General features: G+C 71.8%; 16 protein-coding genes. 10 read left to right on the top strand and 6 right to left on the bottom strand.

The window, feature by feature from the left end; translation table 11 throughout:
- Window positions 1–214: 214 nt before the first annotated feature.
- The 5 genes from F4554_RS07160 to F4554_RS07140 all read left to right on the top strand — a co-directional run bounded on the left by F4554_RS07160 (window position 215) and on the right by F4554_RS07140 (window position 5,675).
- Complete coding sequence (locus F4554_RS07160; RefSeq protein ID WP_179786660.1) at window positions 215–1,342, top strand: DNA methyltransferase; 1,128 nt, start codon at window positions 215–217, stop codon at window positions 1,340–1,342.
- Window positions 1,339–2,430: a hypothetical protein gene (locus tag F4554_RS07155; protein WP_179786659.1), complete on the top strand. Its 1,092-nt coding sequence runs from the start codon at window positions 1,339–1,341 to the stop codon at window positions 2,428–2,430. Before F4554_RS07160 ends, F4554_RS07155 begins: the two co-directional genes overlap by 4 nt.
- Window positions 2,431–2,585: 155 nt before the next feature.
- Entirely contained in the window at window positions 2,586–3,005 is a 420-nt protein-coding gene (locus tag F4554_RS31995) for a metal-sensitive transcriptional regulator (RefSeq protein ID WP_179786658.1), read from the top strand.
- 67 nt (window positions 3,006–3,072) lie between these two features.
- On the top strand, window positions 3,073–3,297 hold the full coding sequence (locus tag F4554_RS07145; protein WP_337795912.1) for a heavy-metal-associated domain-containing protein: 225 nt from the start codon (window positions 3,073–3,075) through the stop codon (window positions 3,295–3,297).
- A gap of 107 nt (window positions 3,298–3,404) precedes the next feature.
- Entirely contained in the window at window positions 3,405–5,675 is a 2,271-nt protein-coding gene (locus tag F4554_RS07140; RefSeq protein ID WP_179791346.1) for a heavy metal translocating P-type ATPase, read from the top strand.
- Here F4554_RS07140 and F4554_RS07135 read toward each other — a convergent pair.
- Window positions 5,672–6,829: a phosphotransferase gene (locus F4554_RS07135; RefSeq protein WP_179786656.1), complete on the bottom strand. Its 1,158-nt coding sequence runs from the start codon at window positions 6,827–6,829 to the stop codon at window positions 5,672–5,674. The genes F4554_RS07140 and F4554_RS07135 overlap by 4 nt on opposite strands.
- Before the next feature lie 68 nt (window positions 6,830–6,897).
- Entirely contained in the window at window positions 6,898–8,076 is a 1,179-nt protein-coding gene (gene rhmD / locus F4554_RS07130; RefSeq protein ID WP_179786655.1) for an L-rhamnonate dehydratase, read from the bottom strand.
- A gap of 194 nt (window positions 8,077–8,270) precedes the next feature.
- Between rhmD and F4554_RS07125 the strand changes: the two genes are divergently transcribed.
- From F4554_RS07125 to F4554_RS07110, 4 genes are read left to right on the top strand one after another with little or no spacing between them, the layout of a single operon-like run.
- Window positions 8,271–9,086, top strand: coding sequence for an IclR family transcriptional regulator domain-containing protein (locus F4554_RS07125; protein WP_179786654.1), 816 nt, complete (start codon window positions 8,271–8,273; stop codon window positions 9,084–9,086).
- On the top strand, window positions 9,083–9,856 hold the full coding sequence (locus F4554_RS07120; RefSeq protein ID WP_179786653.1) for an MBL fold metallo-hydrolase: 774 nt from the start codon (window positions 9,083–9,085) through the stop codon (window positions 9,854–9,856). Before F4554_RS07125 ends, F4554_RS07120 begins: the two co-directional genes overlap by 4 nt.
- The gene (locus tag F4554_RS07115) at window positions 9,853–10,656 is read left to right on the top strand and encodes an SDR family NAD(P)-dependent oxidoreductase (RefSeq protein ID WP_337795911.1); all 804 of its coding nucleotides are present in this window, start codon (window positions 9,853–9,855) and stop codon (window positions 10,654–10,656) included. Before F4554_RS07120 ends, F4554_RS07115 begins: the two co-directional genes overlap by 4 nt.
- A 32-nt stretch (window positions 10,657–10,688) precedes the next feature.
- Window positions 10,689–11,660 carry a GNAT family N-acetyltransferase gene (locus F4554_RS07110; RefSeq protein ID WP_179786652.1) on the top strand — a complete coding sequence of 324 codons (972 nt, stop codon included), beginning with the start codon at window positions 10,689–10,691 and terminating at the stop codon, window positions 11,658–11,660.
- Between the two features lie 25 nt (window positions 11,661–11,685).
- Here the strand turns inward: F4554_RS07110 and F4554_RS07105 are convergent, their stop codons facing one another.
- Both F4554_RS07105 and F4554_RS07100 read right to left on the bottom strand, forming a co-directional pair.
- Window positions 11,686–12,138, bottom strand: a complete 453-nt coding sequence (locus tag F4554_RS07105; RefSeq protein WP_179786651.1) for a VOC family protein — start codon at window positions 12,136–12,138, stop codon at window positions 11,686–11,688.
- Window positions 12,139–12,209: 71 nt separating this feature from the next.
- On the bottom strand, window positions 12,210–14,639 hold the full coding sequence (locus F4554_RS07100; protein ID WP_337795910.1) for a penicillin acylase family protein: 2,430 nt from the start codon (window positions 14,637–14,639) through the stop codon (window positions 12,210–12,212).
- A gap of 198 nt (window positions 14,640–14,837) precedes the next feature.
- Here F4554_RS07100 and F4554_RS07095 point away from each other — a divergent pair, with 198 nt between their 5' ends.
- The gene (locus F4554_RS07095; protein WP_179786650.1) at window positions 14,838–15,254 is read left to right on the top strand and encodes an archease; all 417 of its coding nucleotides are present in this window, start codon (window positions 14,838–14,840) and stop codon (window positions 15,252–15,254) included.
- 34 nt (window positions 15,255–15,288) lie between these two features.
- Here the strand turns inward: F4554_RS07095 and F4554_RS07090 are convergent, their stop codons facing one another.
- Both F4554_RS07090 and F4554_RS07085 read right to left on the bottom strand, forming a co-directional pair.
- A complete protein-coding gene (locus tag F4554_RS07090) occupies window positions 15,289–16,779 on the bottom strand; it encodes an RtcB family protein (protein ID WP_337795909.1) in 1,491 nt (496 codons plus the stop codon).
- The gene (locus F4554_RS07085; RefSeq protein ID WP_179786649.1) at window positions 16,776–18,629 is read right to left on the bottom strand and encodes a helix-hairpin-helix domain-containing protein; all 1,854 of its coding nucleotides are present in this window, start codon (window positions 18,627–18,629) and stop codon (window positions 16,776–16,778) included. Before F4554_RS07085 ends, F4554_RS07090 begins: the two co-directional genes overlap by 4 nt.
- Window positions 18,630–18,664: the final 35 nt, after the last annotated feature.

Here is an 18,664-nt window from a genome sequence, read left to right as displayed (position 1 = left end):
CTCTCGCGTCCGTCTCCGACACGTCGCCAGGACGGCAAACCGGGTCGACGGTCCGGGAATGCGCTTACCAGGGTCACAAGATCGCACAGGACGCAGACCACCGCCACGGACCGACTGCGAAGCGTCCTGCTCCGGTCACCCGTTCGGTCTCGGGTGAGGTGTGCCCGGGCGAGCCGGAGGAGTGGTGTCGGTGGCGGCGGATAGCCTGCGGGGCGTGGAAGAAGACCGTGGCACCCGCGCGCCGCGGCCGGGCCGGGGCGGCGCACCTCGGGCGTACGACCTGTACACCGGCGACGTCGCCCGCGCCTACGCGCGCTGGCCTACCCCAACGACGATCATCAGTGACGGTGCCTACGGCGTACGCGGGTTCCACGGCGACACGACCGGCCCCGAAGGACTCGTGGAGTGGTACCGCCCGCACGTGGAGGCCTGGTCGGCGGCCGCGCACCCGTCCACCACGCTGTGGGTGTGGAACACCGAGGTGGGCTGGGCGACGATCCACCCGCTGCTGGTCGAGCACGGATGGGATTACGTCCAGACCATCACCTGGGACAAGGGGATCGCCCACGTCGCCGGCAACGTCAACGGCAAGACGATCCGCAGGTTCCCGGTGGTGTCGGAGGTCTGCGTGCTCTACCAACGCAGGTTCGCGATCGACACCCCCGACGGCCCGATGCCGGTGCGCCGGTGGCTGCGGCACGAGTGGGTCCGCAGCGGGCTGCCGCTCTACCGCGCCAACGAGGCCTGCGGCGTACGCAACGCCGCCACACGCAAATACCTCACCCAGGACTGGCTGTGGTACTGGCCGCCGGGTGAGATGTTCGAGAAGCTCGCGACGTACGCCAACGAGCAAGGCGCCCGCACCGGCTGGCCCTACTTCAGCCTCGACGGCGAGACCGTCGTCACTGCGAAGGAGTGGGACGGCCTGCGTTACCGCTGGAACCACCAGCACGGGCTCACCAACATCTGGCACCGCGGGCCGCTGCACGACGACGAACGCCTCAAGGGGACGCTGCGCCGGGCCGCGCCGCGCGTCTACAAGCCGACGGCGGGCAGTTCGGCCCACCTCAACCAGAAGCCGCTGGAGTTCATGGAGCGGCTGGTCCGCGCGGTGACCGAGCCCGGTGACGTGGTGTGGGAGCCGTTCGGCGGGCTGGCGTCCGGCTCGGTCGCGGCGGTCGCCCTGGGCCGGCGCGCCTACGTGGCCGAACGCGACAAGGGCTTCGCGAAGCTCGCCCGGGAGCGGCTCCGGGTCGCCGACGCCACCGCCGACCCGTCCGCGGAGGAGGCCGCCGTACCCGCCGAACACCACCGCCGACCAACCACGCAGGAGACACCGTGACCGCCGGATCCCCCGCCCCCGCCCCTCACGGCGGCGGCGTCGATGGCGTGGACGGCGGCAGCGGCGTGGACGGCATCGCCGGTCGTACGAGTGGGCTCGGGGCCGGCGCCGACCCTGACGCGGAGGCCGCCGCGGAGGCGGACGGGCTGTTCGCCGCCGAATCGGAGATCCTGGGGCCGGGCGCCCCCGCCGAGCCCGACCTCGACCCCCACGACCCGCTGACCCACCTGCAGACCAGGCTGCGCACCCTGCTGCTCGGCCTGCCGGCCTACTTCGAGTTCAGCAACCACGTCGCAGGCGTCAACGCCACCGACCTGCACAGCCTCAACACCCTGCTGGGCACCTCCATCGAGGGCCAGGTGGTGAAGGCGCTCAACCAGCAACGTCCGCTGTGGGATCCGGACAACGAGTGGCTGGGGTACACCTTCGAACGCCAGTCCCAGCGGTTTCCCGACGTACGCCTGGTCCGCAAGGGCTCGGCGAACGGGCCGGCCATCGCGCTCGGGATCGAGCTGAAGGGCTGGTTCCTGCTGGCCAAGGAGGGCGAGCCGAGCTTCCGGTTCACCACCACGGCGGGCGCCTGCGCAGTCCACGACCTGCTGGTCGTCGTGCCGTGGTACCTCGACAACGTCCTGTCCGGCTCCCCCGTGGCCGCCCAGCCCTACGTCGCGTCCGCGCGCTGGGCCGCCGACTACCGCACCTACTACTGGCAGCATGCCCGCGACGCCGCCCGCGGCACCGACCGCGGCATCCACCATCCCGCCGACGCGCGGCCCTACCCCGCCCGGGACGCCCAGATCGCCGACGTGCCCGCCTACGACGGCGGGAAGAACTTCGGTCGGGTCGCCCGGGTGCGCGGAATGATGGACGACTTCATCCGGGCCTCGCACGAGCTGGAGGTGCTCGGCATCCGGATCCAGGACTGGTACCGCTTCCTGCGCATCCACAGCGACCAGGCCGACCCCGACCAGGTGTCGGAGCTGGTCGAACGCGACCTGCGCCGGGCGCTGCGCGGGCGATCGGCCGCCGCGGCGTCGGAGGCGGCCCGCGCCGTGCGCACCCTCGGCGACGTACTCGGCTCCCGTTAGGTCCTGCGGTCCTGCCGCGCCCGACCGTTGTCCGGATCGGCGTCGGAGGCGGAGAGTGGGGCGGCTCACGCCGGGCCTGGTTGCCCACATACCTGGCTGGGGTATGGTGGAGCACGCGTGACGAGATACCCCTTGGGGGTAGCAGGGAGATTGTCATGGCCAGCACGCCTTCGTCCCGCCGGTCCAGGTCCGGCAAACCGAGCGACGCGGACGTACACCCCGTTCAGGACACACCAGACGCGGGCGACGTCGCCGGCGACGCCCAGGCTCCCAGCCCGTACGCCGGTCACCGGCCGCCGGGTTACCTCGACCAGAAGGACGCGCACCTCAAGCGGCTGCGCCGGATCGAGGGCCAGGTCCGCGGCCTGCAGCGCCAGGTGGAGAACGACACATACTGCATCGACGTTCTCACCCAGGTGTCGGCGGCGACCCGGGCGCTGGAGTCGTTCGCGCTCGGACTGCTGGACGAGCACCTCGCCCACTGCGTGAGTGAGGCGCTGGCCACCGGCGACCAGGACGCGCAGGCCAAGGTCAAGGAGGCCTCGGCCGCGATCGCCCGCCTCGTCCGTTCCTGACTTCAGCACACACGCATCCCACGTACACACCCGCATCCCGGAATCCAGAATGCAGAAGGAGACTCCTGTGGCGCTCACCTCGACCTACACCGTGTCCGGCATGACCTGTGAGCACTGCGTGGCGGCGGTCACCAGCGAGGTCAAGGCCCTCGACGGTGTGTCCGACGTCTCGGTCGACCTCGTGGCCGGTGGGAACTCCACCGTCACCGTGACCAGCAGCACCGAGGTTTCACCCGAGGCCGTCGCCGAGGCCCTGGACGAGGCGGGAGATTACCGCCTCGTCACCTCGTGAGCACCGGAGCGCCGGTCACGACCGGTGCCCAGCAGACCGAAACCGACCCGACCGGCACCCAGCAGACGGCACCCCCGACCCGCGACCTCGAACTCCTCATCGGCGGGATGACCTGCGCCTCGTGCGCCGCCCGGGTGGAGAAGAAGCTGAACAAGCTGGACGGCGTGGTGGCAACGGTCAACTACGCCACCGAGAAGGCGAAGGTCAGCGCACCGGAGACGGTGAGCACCGACGACCTGGTCGGGGTCGTCGAGGCCACCGGCTACACCGCGACCCTGCCCGCCCCGCCGGCACCGTCGTCGACGGACACCACCGCCGGCGGCGCGGCGACCGGGGCCGGCTCCCCCACGGCGTCAGCGGCCGAGGCCGACCCGACCCGGGCACTGCGTACCCGCCTTCTGACCAGCGCGGCCCTCGCCCTTCCCGTGGTCGTACTCGGGATGGTGCCGCCGCTGCAGTTCACCAACTGGCAGTGGCTGGCACTCGCCCTGGCCTCGCCGGTGGCCGTGTGGGGCGCGTGGCCGTTCCACAAGGCGGCGTGGACCAACCTGCGGCACGGCGCGGCGACGATGGACACACTGATCTCGCTCGGCGTGGGCGCCGCCTACCTCTGGTCGCTGTACGCGTTGTTCCTCGGCACGGCCGGTACACCCGGCATGCGGATGGAGTTCTCGCTGCTGCCCAGGCAGGGATCCGGCGCGAACGAGATCTACCTCGAGGTGGCCGCGGCGGTGACGACGTTCATCCTCGCCGGCCGGTACGCCGAGGCGCGGGCGAAACGGCGTTCGGGCGCGGCGCTGCGGGCGTTGCTGGAACTCGGCGCCAAGGAGGTCATGGTCGTACGGGACGGCGTGGAGACGCGGGTCCCGGTCGACCGGCTCGGGGCCGGCGACACGTTCGTCGTCCGCCCCGGCGAGAAGGTCGCCACCGACGGCGTGGTCGTGGACGGCACCTCCGCGGTGGACGCGTCGATGCTCACCGGCGAGTCGGTGCCGGTCGACGTACGCCCAGGCGACAACGTCGTCGGAGCGACCGTGAACGCCGGCGGCCGGCTGGTCGTACGCGCCACCCGGGTCGGGTCCGACACCCAGCTCGCCCAGCTGGCCCGGCTCGTCGAGGACGCGCAGAACGGCAAGGCCCGCGTGCAGCGGCTCGCCGACCGCGTGTCCGGCATCTTCGTCCCCGTGGTGATCGTGCTCGCGGTCGCGACGTTCGGGCTGTGGCTCGGCGCCGGCGGCGGGGTGACCGCGGCGTTCACCGCGGCGGTCGCGGTCCTCATCATCGCCTGCCCGTGCGCACTCGGGCTGGCCACGCCCACCGCGCTGATGGTGGGCACCGGCCGCGGTGCGCAGCTCGGCATCGTGATCAAGGGACCGCAGGTGCTCGAGTCGACCCGTCGGGTGGACACCATCGTGCTGGACAAGACGGGCACCGTGACGACCGGGCGGATGAGCCTGGTCGACGTGTTCCCCGCCTCGGCGACCACCGAGGCGGCGTTGCTGCGGATGGCGGCCGCGGTCGAGCACGCCTCCGAACACCCGATCGCCCAGGCGGTGGTCGCGGGGGCCCGCGAACGCGGCACCGAACCCGTGGCGGTGACCGACTTCCGCAACACCGAGGGACTCGGGGTGTCCGGGTGGGTCGAGGGTGTCGACGGAGTGGACGGCTCGTTCGTCCGGGCCGGCCGGCTGAGCTGGCTACGGTCCGAAGGGGTCGAGGAACCGGCCGAGGAGCTAAGGGCGGACGCCGAGCGGGCCGAGGAGTCCGGGCGTACGCCGATCTGGGTAGCCGAGGGCAACCGGGTCGCGGGTGTGCTGGTCGTCGCCGACACGGTGAAGCCGACCTCGGCGGCTGCCGTGGCGGACTTCCGGGCGCTGGGGCTGCGGCCGGTGCTGCTCACCGGCGACAACGCCCGCGCCGCCCGGGCGGTTGCGGCCGAGGTGGGGATCGCCGCCGACGACGTACTGGCGGAGGTGCTCCCCGCCGACAAGGTGTCCGCCGTCCGTGCCCTGCAGGAGTCCGGCGCGGTGGTCGCCATGGTCGGCGACGGCGTGAACGACGCGGCCGCGCTGGCCCAGGCCGACCTCGGGATCGCGATGGGTTCGGGCAGCGACGTCGCCATCGAGGCGTCCGACCTGACCCTCGCCCGCGGCGACCTGCGGGTGGCCGCGGACGCGATCCGGTTGTCGCGTTCGACGCTGCGCACGATCCAGGGCAACCTGTTCTGGGCGTTCGCGTACAACGTCGCCGCGCTGCCGCTGGCCGCACTCGGGTTTCTCAACCCGCTGGTGGCGGGGGCGGCGATGGCGTTCAGTTCGGTGTTCGTGGTGACCAACAGCCTGCGGCTGCGCCGGTTCACGCCCCGGGCGAGCGCCTAACGTCCGTCCTCGAGGGCGAGACCGGCGAGCTCCACCAGGAAGTCCCCGCAGGCCACCCACAGCGGGGCGGACTCCTCGATCGGACGGCCGTTCAGCGTGGTGCGGCCTTCCGCCACCACAGCGGGAATCGCCGGGGCCAGCCAGCCGTACTTCGCGGCGGCCCCGGCGGCGATCATCCGCCGAACGTCGGCCGGCTCCCCCGACCCCGGCCACGGCCCCGACCACCCGGCCGCGGCCAGCCCGTCGGCGTACCCGCCCACCAGCGTCTCGAACAGCTCCGGCAGCTTCGACGGCGGCAGGTGGAAGTCGGTCACCGCGTCGACGACCAGGTTGCCGAGGTCCTCCCCCAGCGCGCCCACCCCCGCGAACGCCCAGTCGATCACCACCGTCCGCCCGGCGACGTCGAACAGGTTGTGTGGGTGGAAGTCGAGCTGGCACAGCGTGCGCGGCAGCCCGTCCACCACGTCGAGCAGCCGGTGGCGATCCGCCCAGAGCGCCTGGAACGCGGGCACCCGGTCGGCCGGTACGAGCCGCCGCACCAGTGGAGCTGACCACACCCGCGGTTCGGCGGGGTCGGCCTCCGCGGCGCCCCGGGCCGCCCGGCGTTCGACGTACGTGCGCAGCCAGCCCCGGCTCAGCCACGGGCGGTCCAGCACGGGATCGCCGGCCAGGTGCTCCCGGGCCAGGTGTCCCTGCACCTGCCCGAGGTGTTCGGCCGCCAGCCGGTAGCGCGGCAGCGCCCAGGTCGACCCCTCGCGGCCGGCGACGTCCTCCATCCAGATCGCGAGCGTGCCGCCGGGACCGGGCACGACGCCGTAACACGTCGGCGCGCGCAGGTCGCCGGGCAGCGAGCCCAGCAGGCCGTCGGCGAACGCGTCGGCCTCCCGCCGCCAGTGGAACGGGTGCGCCGGGTCCTCGTCCGACCGCCACACCGACCGGCCGCCGTCCACGACGTGGCGAAGCACCTTGACCACGGCCGACCAGTCCGCTCCGCGCACCCGCCAGATGCCGACGGTGGCGATGCCGTCCACGGCAGGGGAGGCCACCGGGTCGACCTCGGCCGCGCGGACCTCCTCGACCGTACGACCGAGCGCGCCGGCCACCTCGGCCGAAACTCCGAACGGCACCTCGTGTCCAGCAGTCGTCAGCTCCATCCGGACCAGGGTGCCCTGCGAAGTGCGGCCATGCCGCAAGGGCACCCTGGTGTCCGCGACGTTCGGCGTCAGTGCGTGTAGGGCCGGTGCAGCGCGCACTCGGGATTCAGCCGTACGCCGAACCCCGGAGTCTCCGGCACGCGTAGCCGGCCACCCACCGGCACCGGCTCGTCCAGCAGTAGCGGATGGAACATCGGGACCACCTCGGTGGCCTGCGGATGCATCATCAGGAACTCCGAGAACGGGCTGTTCCGCCGGGTGAGCACGAAGTGGTAGGAGTACACGCTCGACCCGTGCGGGATCACCGGCACGCCGTGCGCGTCGGCGAGCGCGCTGATCCGGGCGAGCTCGGTGATGCCGCCGCACCAGTTCACGTCCGGCTGGATCATGTCGGCGCACCCCATCTCCAGCAGCAGGCGGAACCCGAACCTCGTCCACTCGTGTTCGCCGGTGGTGACCCACATGCCCGGCGGCACCCGGCGCCGAAGCTCGGCGTAACCCCAGTAGTCGTCCGGCGGCAGGGCCTCCTCGATCCAGCGCAGGCCGAACTCCGCCGACCGCCGGGCGAGCCGGGTGGCGTAGTCGAGGTCGAGCGACATCCAGCAGTCCCAGCTGAGGAAGAAGTCCTCGCTCACCCGCTCGCGCATCGAGGCCAGCTTGTCCAGGTTGGCCCGCATGCCCTCGGGACCCTCGGCCGGCCCGTGCTGCAACGGCAGCTTGCCTCCGACGAAGCCGAGCTTCTCCGCGATGTCGGGGCGCGCACCTGTTGCGTAGAAGACGAGTTCGTCGCGGACCGGCCCACCGAGCAGGGCGTAAACCGGCTCCTGCCGGATCTTCCCCAGCAGGTCGTACATCGCGAGGTCCACGGCGCTGATGCAGTTGACCGCGATTCCCTTGCGGCCGTAGTACAGGGTCGAGGCGTACATCTGGTCCCAGATCTTCTCGATCGAGGTGACCGGCGCGCCCTCCACGAAGCGGGCAAGGTGTTTCTCCACGATGTACGCGCCGGGTTCGCCGGCCGTCGTGGTCGCGAACCCGACCGTTCCGTCGTCGGCCTCCACCTCGACCACGAGCGTGCCGAGCACGTTGAGCCCGAACTTCTGCCGGCTGTCGCGGTAGTCGGGGTAATACGCCATCGGCGTGGCCACGTGGTCGTCGATCCAGTGCTGCTCGGCCTGGTCGTGGTAGTCCGCGCCCCCGCCGCGCACGACATACGCGCGGACCTCACGTACCTTCGGCATGCCCATCGAACTCACTCCCCTTCGTCGGTTCGTGCGGCGCGGAACGCCTGCCCCTGCGTACGAAAGTTGGCGCCGACCGGCCAGGCTCGGACGGACCTGAACTCTGGCCTCACGTCACCTGTCGGCGTAGGTTATGCGGAGTTTCAGCTCGGTGAACCCGAGTTCACGTATCCGAACGATCGACGTCCGGAGGCGTATCCGTGAACGACCCGGCCACCGGCGTGGTGAAGTCGGCCGAACGCACCCTCGCGATTCTGGAGCTGCTCACCCGGCACGAGGAGCCGCTCACGTTCACCGCGATCGCGCGAAGCCTGCGTTATCCGCGTTCCAGCCTGCACGGCCTGCTGCGGACACTGGTGGAGCGCGGCTGGGCGGAGTTCGACCCCGACCAGCGCTGCTACTCCCTCGGCCTTCGCACCCTGGAGGCCGGCAACGCCTACACCCGCACGCTCGGGCTGGTCGAACGCGCACTGCCGTTGATGGAACGCATCCGCGACACCATCGACGAGACCGTCCAACTGGCGGTGCTCGACGGAGTGCACAACGTCTACGTCGCGAAGGTCGACGGACGCCAGACCCTCACCCTCGCGTCCGAAGTCGGCCGCCGGCTGCCCGCCCACGCCACCGGGGTCGGCAAGGTGCTGCTGGCCGGCCTCCGCCACGACGACCTCGACGCGCGCCTGTCCGCGGGTCCGCTGCCGGCGTTCACCCGGCACACGGTGACCGACAAGGCGAGGTTGCTCGGTCAGCTGCGCACCGTGTCCCGGCGGGGGTTCGCGGTGGACAACGAGGAGTACACCCTCGGCATCCGCTGTGTCGCCGTACCCGTGTACGACGTCAGCCGGCGTACGGTCGCCGCGTTGAGCGTGTCCGTCCCGGCGATCCGCTGCACACCTGCCCACCGGGAGAACGCCCACCGGCTGCTGACCGAGGCGGCGCACCGGCTGTCGGTCGCGCTGGGCTACGAACGCCAGCACCGGACAGGACCGACCTTGAGGAGTGGTGACCGCCCATGAGTGAGTTCCGCGTCGACGTGCTGCCCCTCGGCCGGGGCGACGTACCAGGGCCGGAGCTGTTCTGGATGAGCGGCTGGGACGAGTGGCACACGTTGTTGTTCCAGTCGGTCCTGCTGCGCGGCGACGGCGTCACCGCGCTGGTCAACACCGGTCCGGCGCGCGACCTCGAACCCATGAACGCCCACTGGGAGAAGGTGCTCGGCGCAAGGGCCCGGATGCGGCGCGAGCCCGGTGAGTTCGTCGTCGACCAGTTGGCGAGGTTCGGCGTCACACCCGAGGACGTCACCCACGTCGTCCTCACGCCGTTGCAGCTCTACACGGTGAGCAACGTCGCGTTGTTCACCAACGCCCGGATCTGCGTCGCCGAACGCGGCTGGGTGCACTTCCACACCACGCACGCGCACCCGCACGACAACCGGGCGACGTCCCTGCCCGACGACGTGCTCGTCCACCTGGTGACCGAGGCCTGGCCCCGGGTGCGGCTGCTCGCCGACGAGGACGAGCTCGCACCCGGCCTGCGCACGTGGTGGAGCGGCGTACACCACCGCGCGTCGGTCGTGGTGGAGGCGGACACCCCACGTGGCGTGGTGGCGATCTCGGACAGCTTCTTCGTGCTGGACAACGTGGAGAAGAACATCCCGATCGGGATCAACGAGAACATGTACGAGGCGATCGCCGCCTACGAGCGGGTACGCCGCACCGCCGACGTGATCGTACCGCTGTACGACCCTCGTAACTTCGAACGCTTCACCGACGGGAGGGTGGCGTGAGCGGCGGCATGAGCGGCGGGGTGAGCGGCGACCTGGACGCCGGCACGTGCCGGACGGTGCTGGTGACCGGTGCGGCCCGCGGCATCGGCAGGGCGACCGCGGCGAGGTTCGGCCGCGAGGGTGCCCGGGTGGTCGTCAACTTCCCACCGGGCGAACGCGAGTACGCCGAGCAGACCGGCGCGCTGGTCCGCGAGGAGGGCGGGACGCCACTGCTGGTGGAGGCCGACGTCGCCGACCCGGCCGCGGTGACGGAGATGGCCGCGATCGTGCATGCGACGTGGGGGCCGCTGGACGTGCTGGTCAACAACGCCGGCATCTGCCCGTTCGCCGACTTCTTCGACATCGACGTGGAGTTGTGGGATCGCGTCCAGCACGTCAACCTTCGTGGCGCCTTCCTGGTGACGCAGGCGTTCACCAGGGCGATGGTCGAGGCCGGGCGCGGCGGCCGGGTCCTGTCGGTGTCGTCCATCTCTGCCTGGGTCGGCGGCTCCCAGCAGGTGCACTACTGCACCACCAAGGCCGGGATCAGCTCGCTGATGAAGAGCCTCGCCATCGTGCTCGGCCCGCACGGCATCACCTGCAACGCCGTGCTGCCCGGCGCGATCGCCACCGACATCAACAAGGCCGACTGGACCGATCAGGCGAAGGTCGACTACTTCCGCTCGCGCATCCCCGCCGGCCGGATGGGTGAGCCGGCCGACGTCGCCGGGGTGCTGTGGCTGCTGTCCCAGCCGGAGTCGGCGTACATGAACGGTTCCGACGTACTGGTGGACGGCGGTATGTTCGTCAACCTGCAGTAGCGGAGACGGCTGACCGGGGCGGGGAGACAGGCGTGAGCGACATCGTTGTCGAGGAGGCGTCGGCGCGGGACGAGGCGCGGTGGCGGGCCGACTGGCTGGAGCGCCGCGCGGAGCAGTGGCGCCGGCAGGGCCTGGCGGACAACGACGTCGCCGGGCACGTCGAACGCCTGGACCGGATGCGGGCCGACGCCGCGCCGCACCCGGTGTGGACGCTCCGCTCCGGCGGGTCGACCGGCGCCGCGGAGACCGTGGGGTATGTCGCGGCGGCAAGCCGGACGGACCCGGTCAGCCGGCGGGCGATCCTCTACGACATCTGGGTACGCCCGGACTGGCGCGGGCGCGGTATCGGTTCCGCGGCCCGCGCGCACGTCGAGGACTGGGCTCGGGCGAACGACCTGCCGCGGGTGGGGACCACCATCGACCCGAACGACCCGGCGCAGGCTGCGTTGTTCGGCTCGTACACCGTCACCGCCCAGCACATGCAGCGGACACTGGACCGACCGCCACCGCCCGAACTCCCCGAGGGCCTGGCCGGCCGAGCGATGACGGAGGGGGAGTTTCCGGCCTGGCGCGAGCAGGACGTCGTTGGCTACGCCGACGAGATCGCCGTCGGCCGGGCGCTGTCCCCCGAGGACGCGCTGGCCCAGGCCAACGCGGAGTTCGACGAGCTGCTGCCGGACGGCCTGGCCACCGCGAACCACAGCATCCTGGTGCTCGAGACCGGTGACGAACCGCCCGGGCAGACGTACTCCGCCATGATCTGGCTCCGGCACCACCTGGAGGCCGGCCGTGCGTTCGTCTTCGGCGTCTCGGTGGTGCCCGAGCGCCGCGGCCGCGGGCTGGGCCGGGCGGTGATGCGGCTCGGCGAACTCGCGGTGCTCGCGGCCGGCGACCCGGTGCTGGCGCTGAACGTCTTCGGCCCGAACACTACGGCGATCAACCTCTACACCAGCCTGGGCTACCAGGTCACCGACCGGTCCCTCGTCCGGGAGCTGGCCGACTGAGCCGACCTACGTCGCGGAGCCGAGCTCAGGCCACGTCGAACTCGTTTCCTTCGGGGTCGGCGAGGACGATCCAGCGCGAACCTCCCTCCTCACGGCCCTCCCCCAACCGGGTCGCGCCGAGGCCGCACAGCCGCTCCGCCTCCGCGTCCACCTTGTCGGCCCCGACGTGCAGGTCGAGGTGCAGGCGGTTCTTGCCCTGCTTGGGTTCGGGAACGGTCTGGAAGAGAATCCGGCCGCCCTGCCCGACGCCGGTCCCGGCGTTGACCGGGTGCTCGGGGTCACGGATCCCGGCGGCGGTCCGCCAGGCCAACCGCCCGTCGACCTCGACCAGGTGGTCACGGATCGGTGCACCCTCGGCCAGCAGGGACTCGATCAGTGGCGAGTGGTCCTCGACGACGTAGTCCAGCGCCTGCGCCCAGAAGCTCGCCAGCAGGTGGGGGTCGGAGCAGTCGATGCACACCTTGTATCTCACGGCCATGCGCCGACCCTAGAACCCACCACCGACAGGAGCCTGCGCCTCACGTGAGGCGCAGGCCGTCACGCAGGCCGTCACGCGGGCAGCAACCGGATCCGGGTCGTCGCGGACCGCTCCACCGCCGCGCGGCTGTACAGCAGCGGGGCGAACTCGCCGTTGCGCCACAGCTCTGCGAGGTCGCGGTAGTGCGGGCTGCGCGGGTCACCCGACTGGCCCGGGGTGTTGACGAACACCGAGTTGTCCCACTCGCCGACGTCGACCACCACCCGGGCGGACGCGCCGATGGTCTGCACGAAGTCGCCCGGGAGGTACGGCGCGGCGTTCAGGGTGGTCCCGGAGCCACCGGCCGGGAACGGACCCACGTCCAGCTTCGGGTCCACGAAGCCCAGCGGGTGCGGCTGGTGGTTGCGGTGCAGCGCACCCCAGCTCCATCCGTGCGGGTCCGGGCCGAGCAGGTCCTCCACGTCGGCGACCGCGGCGCGCAGGGTGGCGAGGAGCAGGTCGTCCCGTCGCCGGTCCGCGTCGCCGTCCCCCTCCCCGGCCCAGACCGTGGCCGGCTCGGACAGGGCGGACCGTACGGCGGCCTGGTCGAAGGTGGGCAGGAGGGGTGGTACGCCGGGAGGGAGCACCGCCTCGGCGAAGCCGGGTAGCAGGTGCCGCGAGAACCAGACCTGGTACAACGCCGCCGCCGCGGACCCGGGCGTCTCCACGCCGTCCCAGTCGCGCAGCATCGCCAGCGCGGTCGCCAGCCGCCGGTCGCCGTTCGGGCGCAGCCCGGCCACCAGCGCCAGGACCTGCCGGGTGCCCACCGAGCGCCGGTCGGTCTGGAGCCGCATCGAGTCCTCGAGCCGGTGCGGCTCGGGCCGGTCGAGCACCTCGACGATCCGCCGCTGCCGGGCCGGGTCCGACCATTCGTACGACAGCTGCCGGTCGGCGGGGAAGTCCGCCGGCAGGTTGTACTCGTTGGCCGTTGCCACGAACCCGGCGTCCGGATCGGCGAGACCGGGCAGCTCCTCCGTGGTGTGGAAGCCGGTCCACTCGTAGCGCCCGTCGCCGGGCACCGGCAGCAGGCCGTCCCAGCCGGTCCGCCGCGGCACCAGTCCGGCCGCCTGCCAGCCGACGTGGCCACCGGTGTCGGCGAACACGTGGTTCTCCCCCGGTCCACCCCAGGCGCGCAGCGCCGCCCGGAACTCCTCGCCGTCCCGGGCACGCAGGTATTCGAGGCTGCCCAGGTAGGCGGCCGTACCCGGCTCGAACCACGTGGTCCGCACGGCGTAGGCACGCAGGCGTTCGGAGTCGACGTGGATCACCGGTCCGTGCCGGGTGAACGCAAGGTCGAGTTGACACGGGCCGGCGTCGCGCACCGGGACGGTCTCGCGTTCGATCCGCATCGGCTCCCAGCCGTCGCCGTAGCGGTAGCGCGTCGGGTCGTCCGGATCCAGGTCGTACACATACAGGTCCACGGTGTCGATCGGGAAGATCGTGTAACCGAACGCCACGTGGCCGTTGTGGCCGAGGGTCACTCCCGGCACCGACGGCTCACCCGCGCCGATCACGTCCAGGCCGGGCGCGGACAGGTGCGCGAAGTACCGCAGCGACGGCGTGGCGAACGACCGGTGCGGGTCGCTGGCGAGGATCGGTCGCCCGGTCGCCGTGCGGGAGCCGGCCACCACCCAGTTGTTGCTGCCACCGTCGAGGTCGCCTGCCGCCGCTGTCGTCGCGGTCGTCGCGGTTGTCGCGGTTGTCGCGGTTGTCGCGGTTGTCGCGGTTGTCGCGGTTGTCGCGGTTGTCGCCGCCACGGGGTTGTCCGCGGGCAGTTCGGTGCTGAGGGGCACCCGCGGGTCGCCGGTGAACACCACCGGCGTGGTGGCAAGCTCGTACACCCGCAGCACGTCGTCGGGCAGATCCAGGTCCAGGCCGTCGGCAAGGTGCGGTTGACGGTGCGGAAACAACGACTGGCGTACGAGGTCGGACTCCCAGCCGCCCACGTGGGTCACCCGGGCCCGGGCCACCTCGTGCAGAAGGTTGTACGCCGTGCCGTGGCTGCGAATCCGTACGACGTCCTCAGGACTCCAGCGGGCCGGGCGATAGTCCACCATCCCGAACTCCGGCGGCAGCTCCTCCGGATGGCGCTCCAGCCAGTCCAGGTAGGCGTTCACGCCCTCCACGAACCGCGTGACGGTCACCCGTGCGTTCGTGCCGTACGACGCCCATTCCGCGTCGAGATCACCGCGGTACAGGAACAGCTGGGCCGCCCGGTCGCGTTCGAGGTAGTCCGGCCCGAAGGCCTCGGCGAGCCGACCCAGCCCCCGCCGGCGCCACAGGTCGATCTGGAACAGCCGGTCCCGGGCGGCGTTGAAGCCCTGGGCGAAGAACACGTCGTCGGCGTTCTCGGCGTAGATGTGTGGAACTCCCCAGGTGTCGACGACGATCTCCACCGGTGCGGACAGTCCGGGCACCGCCTCGATCGATCGCTCTTCGCAGGTCTCGCTGACGTCGCTCACGGGTCCGATTGTCCCGTCCGAGTCGAGCGGGTTTCCCAGCCGCGGCGCCTTGCGTCCGGAGCAGGCCGCGAAATTGCCGGCGCCGGCGTCCGCGCGGTGCACACCGCGCAGGAACGCGGTCGCGTAGCGTGCGCGACGAGGAATGTGGTCGCGCAGCAGGCGCGACGAGGAATGCAGGCCAGTCGCGCCGGAGGGACGATGCAGCCCGGACACCGAAGCGTCCCGCACACCGCGGACGCCCGGATCGAGGCCTGGGCGCCGACCCGGGAGGACTGTGTGGCCGAGGCGGTCACCGCGATGGTGGAGACGTTCGCCGACACCGCCGGGGCCCGGCCGACCGACTCCGCGAGCTTCGAGGTGACCGCGGACACCGACGAGGACCTCCTGGTCGCTGTGCTGGACGAGGTCGTCTACCTCCTCGACACCGCCGACGTGATCCCGCTCGCGACGCGGGTCGACCCCGCGCTGGAGGAGGGGTACGACGTGCACTTCGAGGTCACCGGGACCGGCGAGGTGGAGCTGGTCGGCGCGGTCCCGAAGGCGGTCTCGCTGCACGGCCTGCGGTTCGAGCAGGGCCCCGACGGCTGGTCGTGCGCGGTCACCCTCGACGTCTGAGCGGCCCGCCGGCGGCGGATCCGGGGGCGCGCGGTCAGCCCTTGACCACCCCGACCGGCACCAGCCGGGCCACCGCCCGCGCCAGCCCGGCACCCTCGGCCGCCTCGACCACCGCGTCGATGTCCTTGTACGCCTCGGGCATCTCCTCGGCCAGTCCCCGCCAGGAAGCGCCGCGCACGGCGATCCCCCGGCTCTCCAGCAGCCGCCGAAGCTCCTGGCCCCGGACGGCCCGCGCCGCCTGGTGCCGGCTGAGAGTGCGGCCCGCGCCGTGACAGGTGGAGGCGAACGCCGGACCGCCCGGCACGCCGGTGAGGACGTACGACGCCGTGCCCATCGACCCCGGGATCAGCACCGGCTGCCCCACGTCCGGCAGGTCGCGCAGGTCGGCCGGCAGGTCGGGATGGCCCGGCGGCAGCGCGCGGGTCGCGCCCTTGCGGTGCACGCACAGGCGCCGCGGCTGCCCGGCCCCTCCTGCCGCTCCGGCCGCTCCGGCTGCTCCGTCCCCTCCGGTCACTCGGTGGGTCTCCACCTTGGCCAGGTTGTGGGAGATGTCGTAGATCAGGTCCAGTCCGGCTCCGGTGAGGCGTTCGAACACCTCGCGCGCGGCCTGGCCGAGCAGCTGCCGGTTGGCCCGGGCGTAGTTGGCGGCCGCCGCCATCGCCCGCAGATAGGCACGTCCGGGGTCGGACTCGACGGGTACGCACGCCAGCTGGCGGTCGGGCACGGTGATGCCGAAGCCTGCCATCGCCTGCTCCATCGCGCGGACATGGTCGGTGCAGATCTGGTGGCCGAGGCCGCGCGACCCGCAGTGGATCATCACGCACACCTGGCCGGCCCGCAGCCCGTACGCCTCCGCGGCGGCCTGGTCGCGGACCGCGTCGACGACCTGAACCTCCAGGAAGTGGTTGCCCGAACCCAGACTTCCCAGCTGGTGCAAGCCGCGGTTGACAGCGCGTTCGCTCAGCCCGGCAGGGTCCGCGTCGTCGACAGCGCCGAAGTCCTCACACCTGTCAAGGTCGCGTTGCACGCCGTGCCCCTGTTCGACGGCGTACTTCGCGCCGGACGCCAGCACCTTCGCGAGCTGGTCGGCCCCGGACAGGTCCCACACCGCGCCCTTGCCCATGCCGCGCGGCGTCGACCGGCTCAGTCCGTCCAGCACCGCTTCCTTCCTCGGCGCGAACGCCGCGGCGTCGAGGTCGGCCGCGTACAGCCGAACGCCACAGGAGATGTCGAAGCCGACACCGCCCGGGGACACCACGCCACCGTCGGCGATGTCGGTGGCGGCCACTCCGCCGATCGGGAAACCGTAGCCCCAGTGCACGTCCGGCATGGCGTACGACGCGTCCACGATCCCTGGCAGTGTTGCCACATCCGCCACCTGCTGCAGCGCCTGGTCTCCGCCCACCTCGGGCAGCAACCCGGGTGAGGCGAACACCACGCCGGGCACCCGCATCCGCCCGGTGGGCTCGATCCGGTAGCGGTACGGCGTCTCCTGGACCAGTGCGGGTGCGCTCGCGGGGGTCACGGTTTCTTCCGTCCTTTCCGTCCTTTGCGCAGGAACGTCCGGAGCCGGCGCAGCGGCCAGGTGTTGATCACCTCGTCGGCGGTGAGCCAGCCTCGCTGGGCGGTGCCCACGCCGTAGCGCAGGTAGTCCAGGTGGGCGACCGCGTGCGCGTCGGTGTCGACGGCGAACCTCACCCCGTGCCGGCGGGCGGCCAGGATGTTCTCGTCGCCCAGGTCCAGCCGGTCCGGTGAGGCGTTCACCTCCAGCGCGGTACCGGTGTGCGCGCACGCCTCGTACACCGCCTCGAGGTCCACGTCGATCGGCGGCCGGTGGCCGATCAGCCGGGCCGTCGGGTGCCCGATCACGTTGACGTGCGGGTTCTCGCAGGCGCGGACCAGCCGACGGGTCAGTTGCGCCCTGGTCTGGTTGAAGTGGGAGTGCACAGATGCGACGCAGATGTCGAACCCGGCAAGGAACTCCGCCGGCCAGTCGACCTCGCCGTCGGGGTCGATGTTGAGCTCGGTCCCGTGAAGTAGTGTCAACCTCGGGTAGCGCTTCGCCAGGGCGTGCAACTGCTCGCGCTGGGCGAGCATCTTCTCGTCCGTCATCCGCTGCATGTAGAGGTTCGGCGCGTGGTCGGTGATCGCGTAGTAGTCGTAGCCGCGCTCGGCCGCCGCGGCCACCATCTCAGTCATCGGCGCGACTCCGTCGGTGAGGTCGGTGTGGGTGTGCAGGTCGCCGCGGATGTCCTGTTCGGTCACGACGTCGGGCAGCGTGCCGTCGCGGGCCGCCTCGATCTCACCGCGGTCCTCCCGCAGGGTCGGCGGGATCCAGGGCAGCCCGATCCGGGCGTACACCTCCTTCTCCGACTTCGACACCACCAGCTCACCGGCCTCGGAATCGGGTGGCTCGCGCGGCTCACCCTGCCCATCCGGCTCGAGCACCTCGGCAACCGCTTCCTGCTCGGCTGTCAACCCGGCCTTGCGCCGGCGCCTGCGCTGCGCCGGCGGGACGGTGAACAGGCCGTACTCGGACAGCTTGAGGTCCTGGCGTACCGCGATCTCGCGCGTGCGGACGTTGTGCGCCTTGGAACCGGTGAAGTACTGCAGCGCCGCGCCCCACGACTCCGGGGGTACGACCCGCAGGTCGACCTGCATCCCCGTCGTGGTGCGGACGGACGTCTTGGTGTCGCCGTGCGCGATCACCTCTGACACCAGCTGCAGCCCGGTCAGGGCCTTCATCAGGGGACGCGGCTTCGTGGACGCTGCGAGGATGTCCAGGTCGCCGACGGTTTCGCGCATCCGGCGCAGCGACCCGGCATAGGCGCAGCGCTCGCACTCGGGCACCGCGGACAGCGCGGCGACGATCTCCTCGGCGAGTTCCATCGCCACGTCCAGGGTGACCCGGCCACCCGCCTGGCGCAGCAGGGTGATGCCGTGCCGGAGGTTCTCCTCGGTCTTGGGCCCGAACCCCTTCAGGCCCTTCAGCCGCCCCGCGTCCAGCGCGTCGAGCAGGTCCTGCACCGAGGCGATCCCGCGTTCGTCGTACAGCATCATCGCCTTGCGCGGGCCCAGAGTGGGGATCCGCGTCAGCTCGCGCACGCCGGCCGGGATCCGCGCCCGCAGCCGCTCGACCTCCTCGATTCGGCCGGTTCGGAAGTACTCGACCACCTTCGCCGCGATCGAGTCGCCGACGTTGGGAATCTCGCGGAGACCGGCGGCGTCGAGCGTGGACACGTCGAGGTGATGCCCGGCGACCGAGCGCGCGGCCTTCTCGTAGACCCGGGCGCGGTAGGGCGCGCCGCCCGTGATCGCCACCAGATCCGCGTATTCCTGCAGGAGCGCGCCCACCTGCTCGTTCGGTCGCGCCATGGTTTCGAGTCTAGGGTCACGGGATGCGGGGGCAC

The organism is Actinopolymorpha rutila, from assembly GCF_013407855.1.
GTDB lineage: Bacteria > Actinomycetota > Actinomycetes > Propionibacteriales > Actinopolymorphaceae > Actinopolymorpha > Actinopolymorpha rutila.
This window is presented reverse-complemented; position numbering and strand designations above follow the sequence as displayed.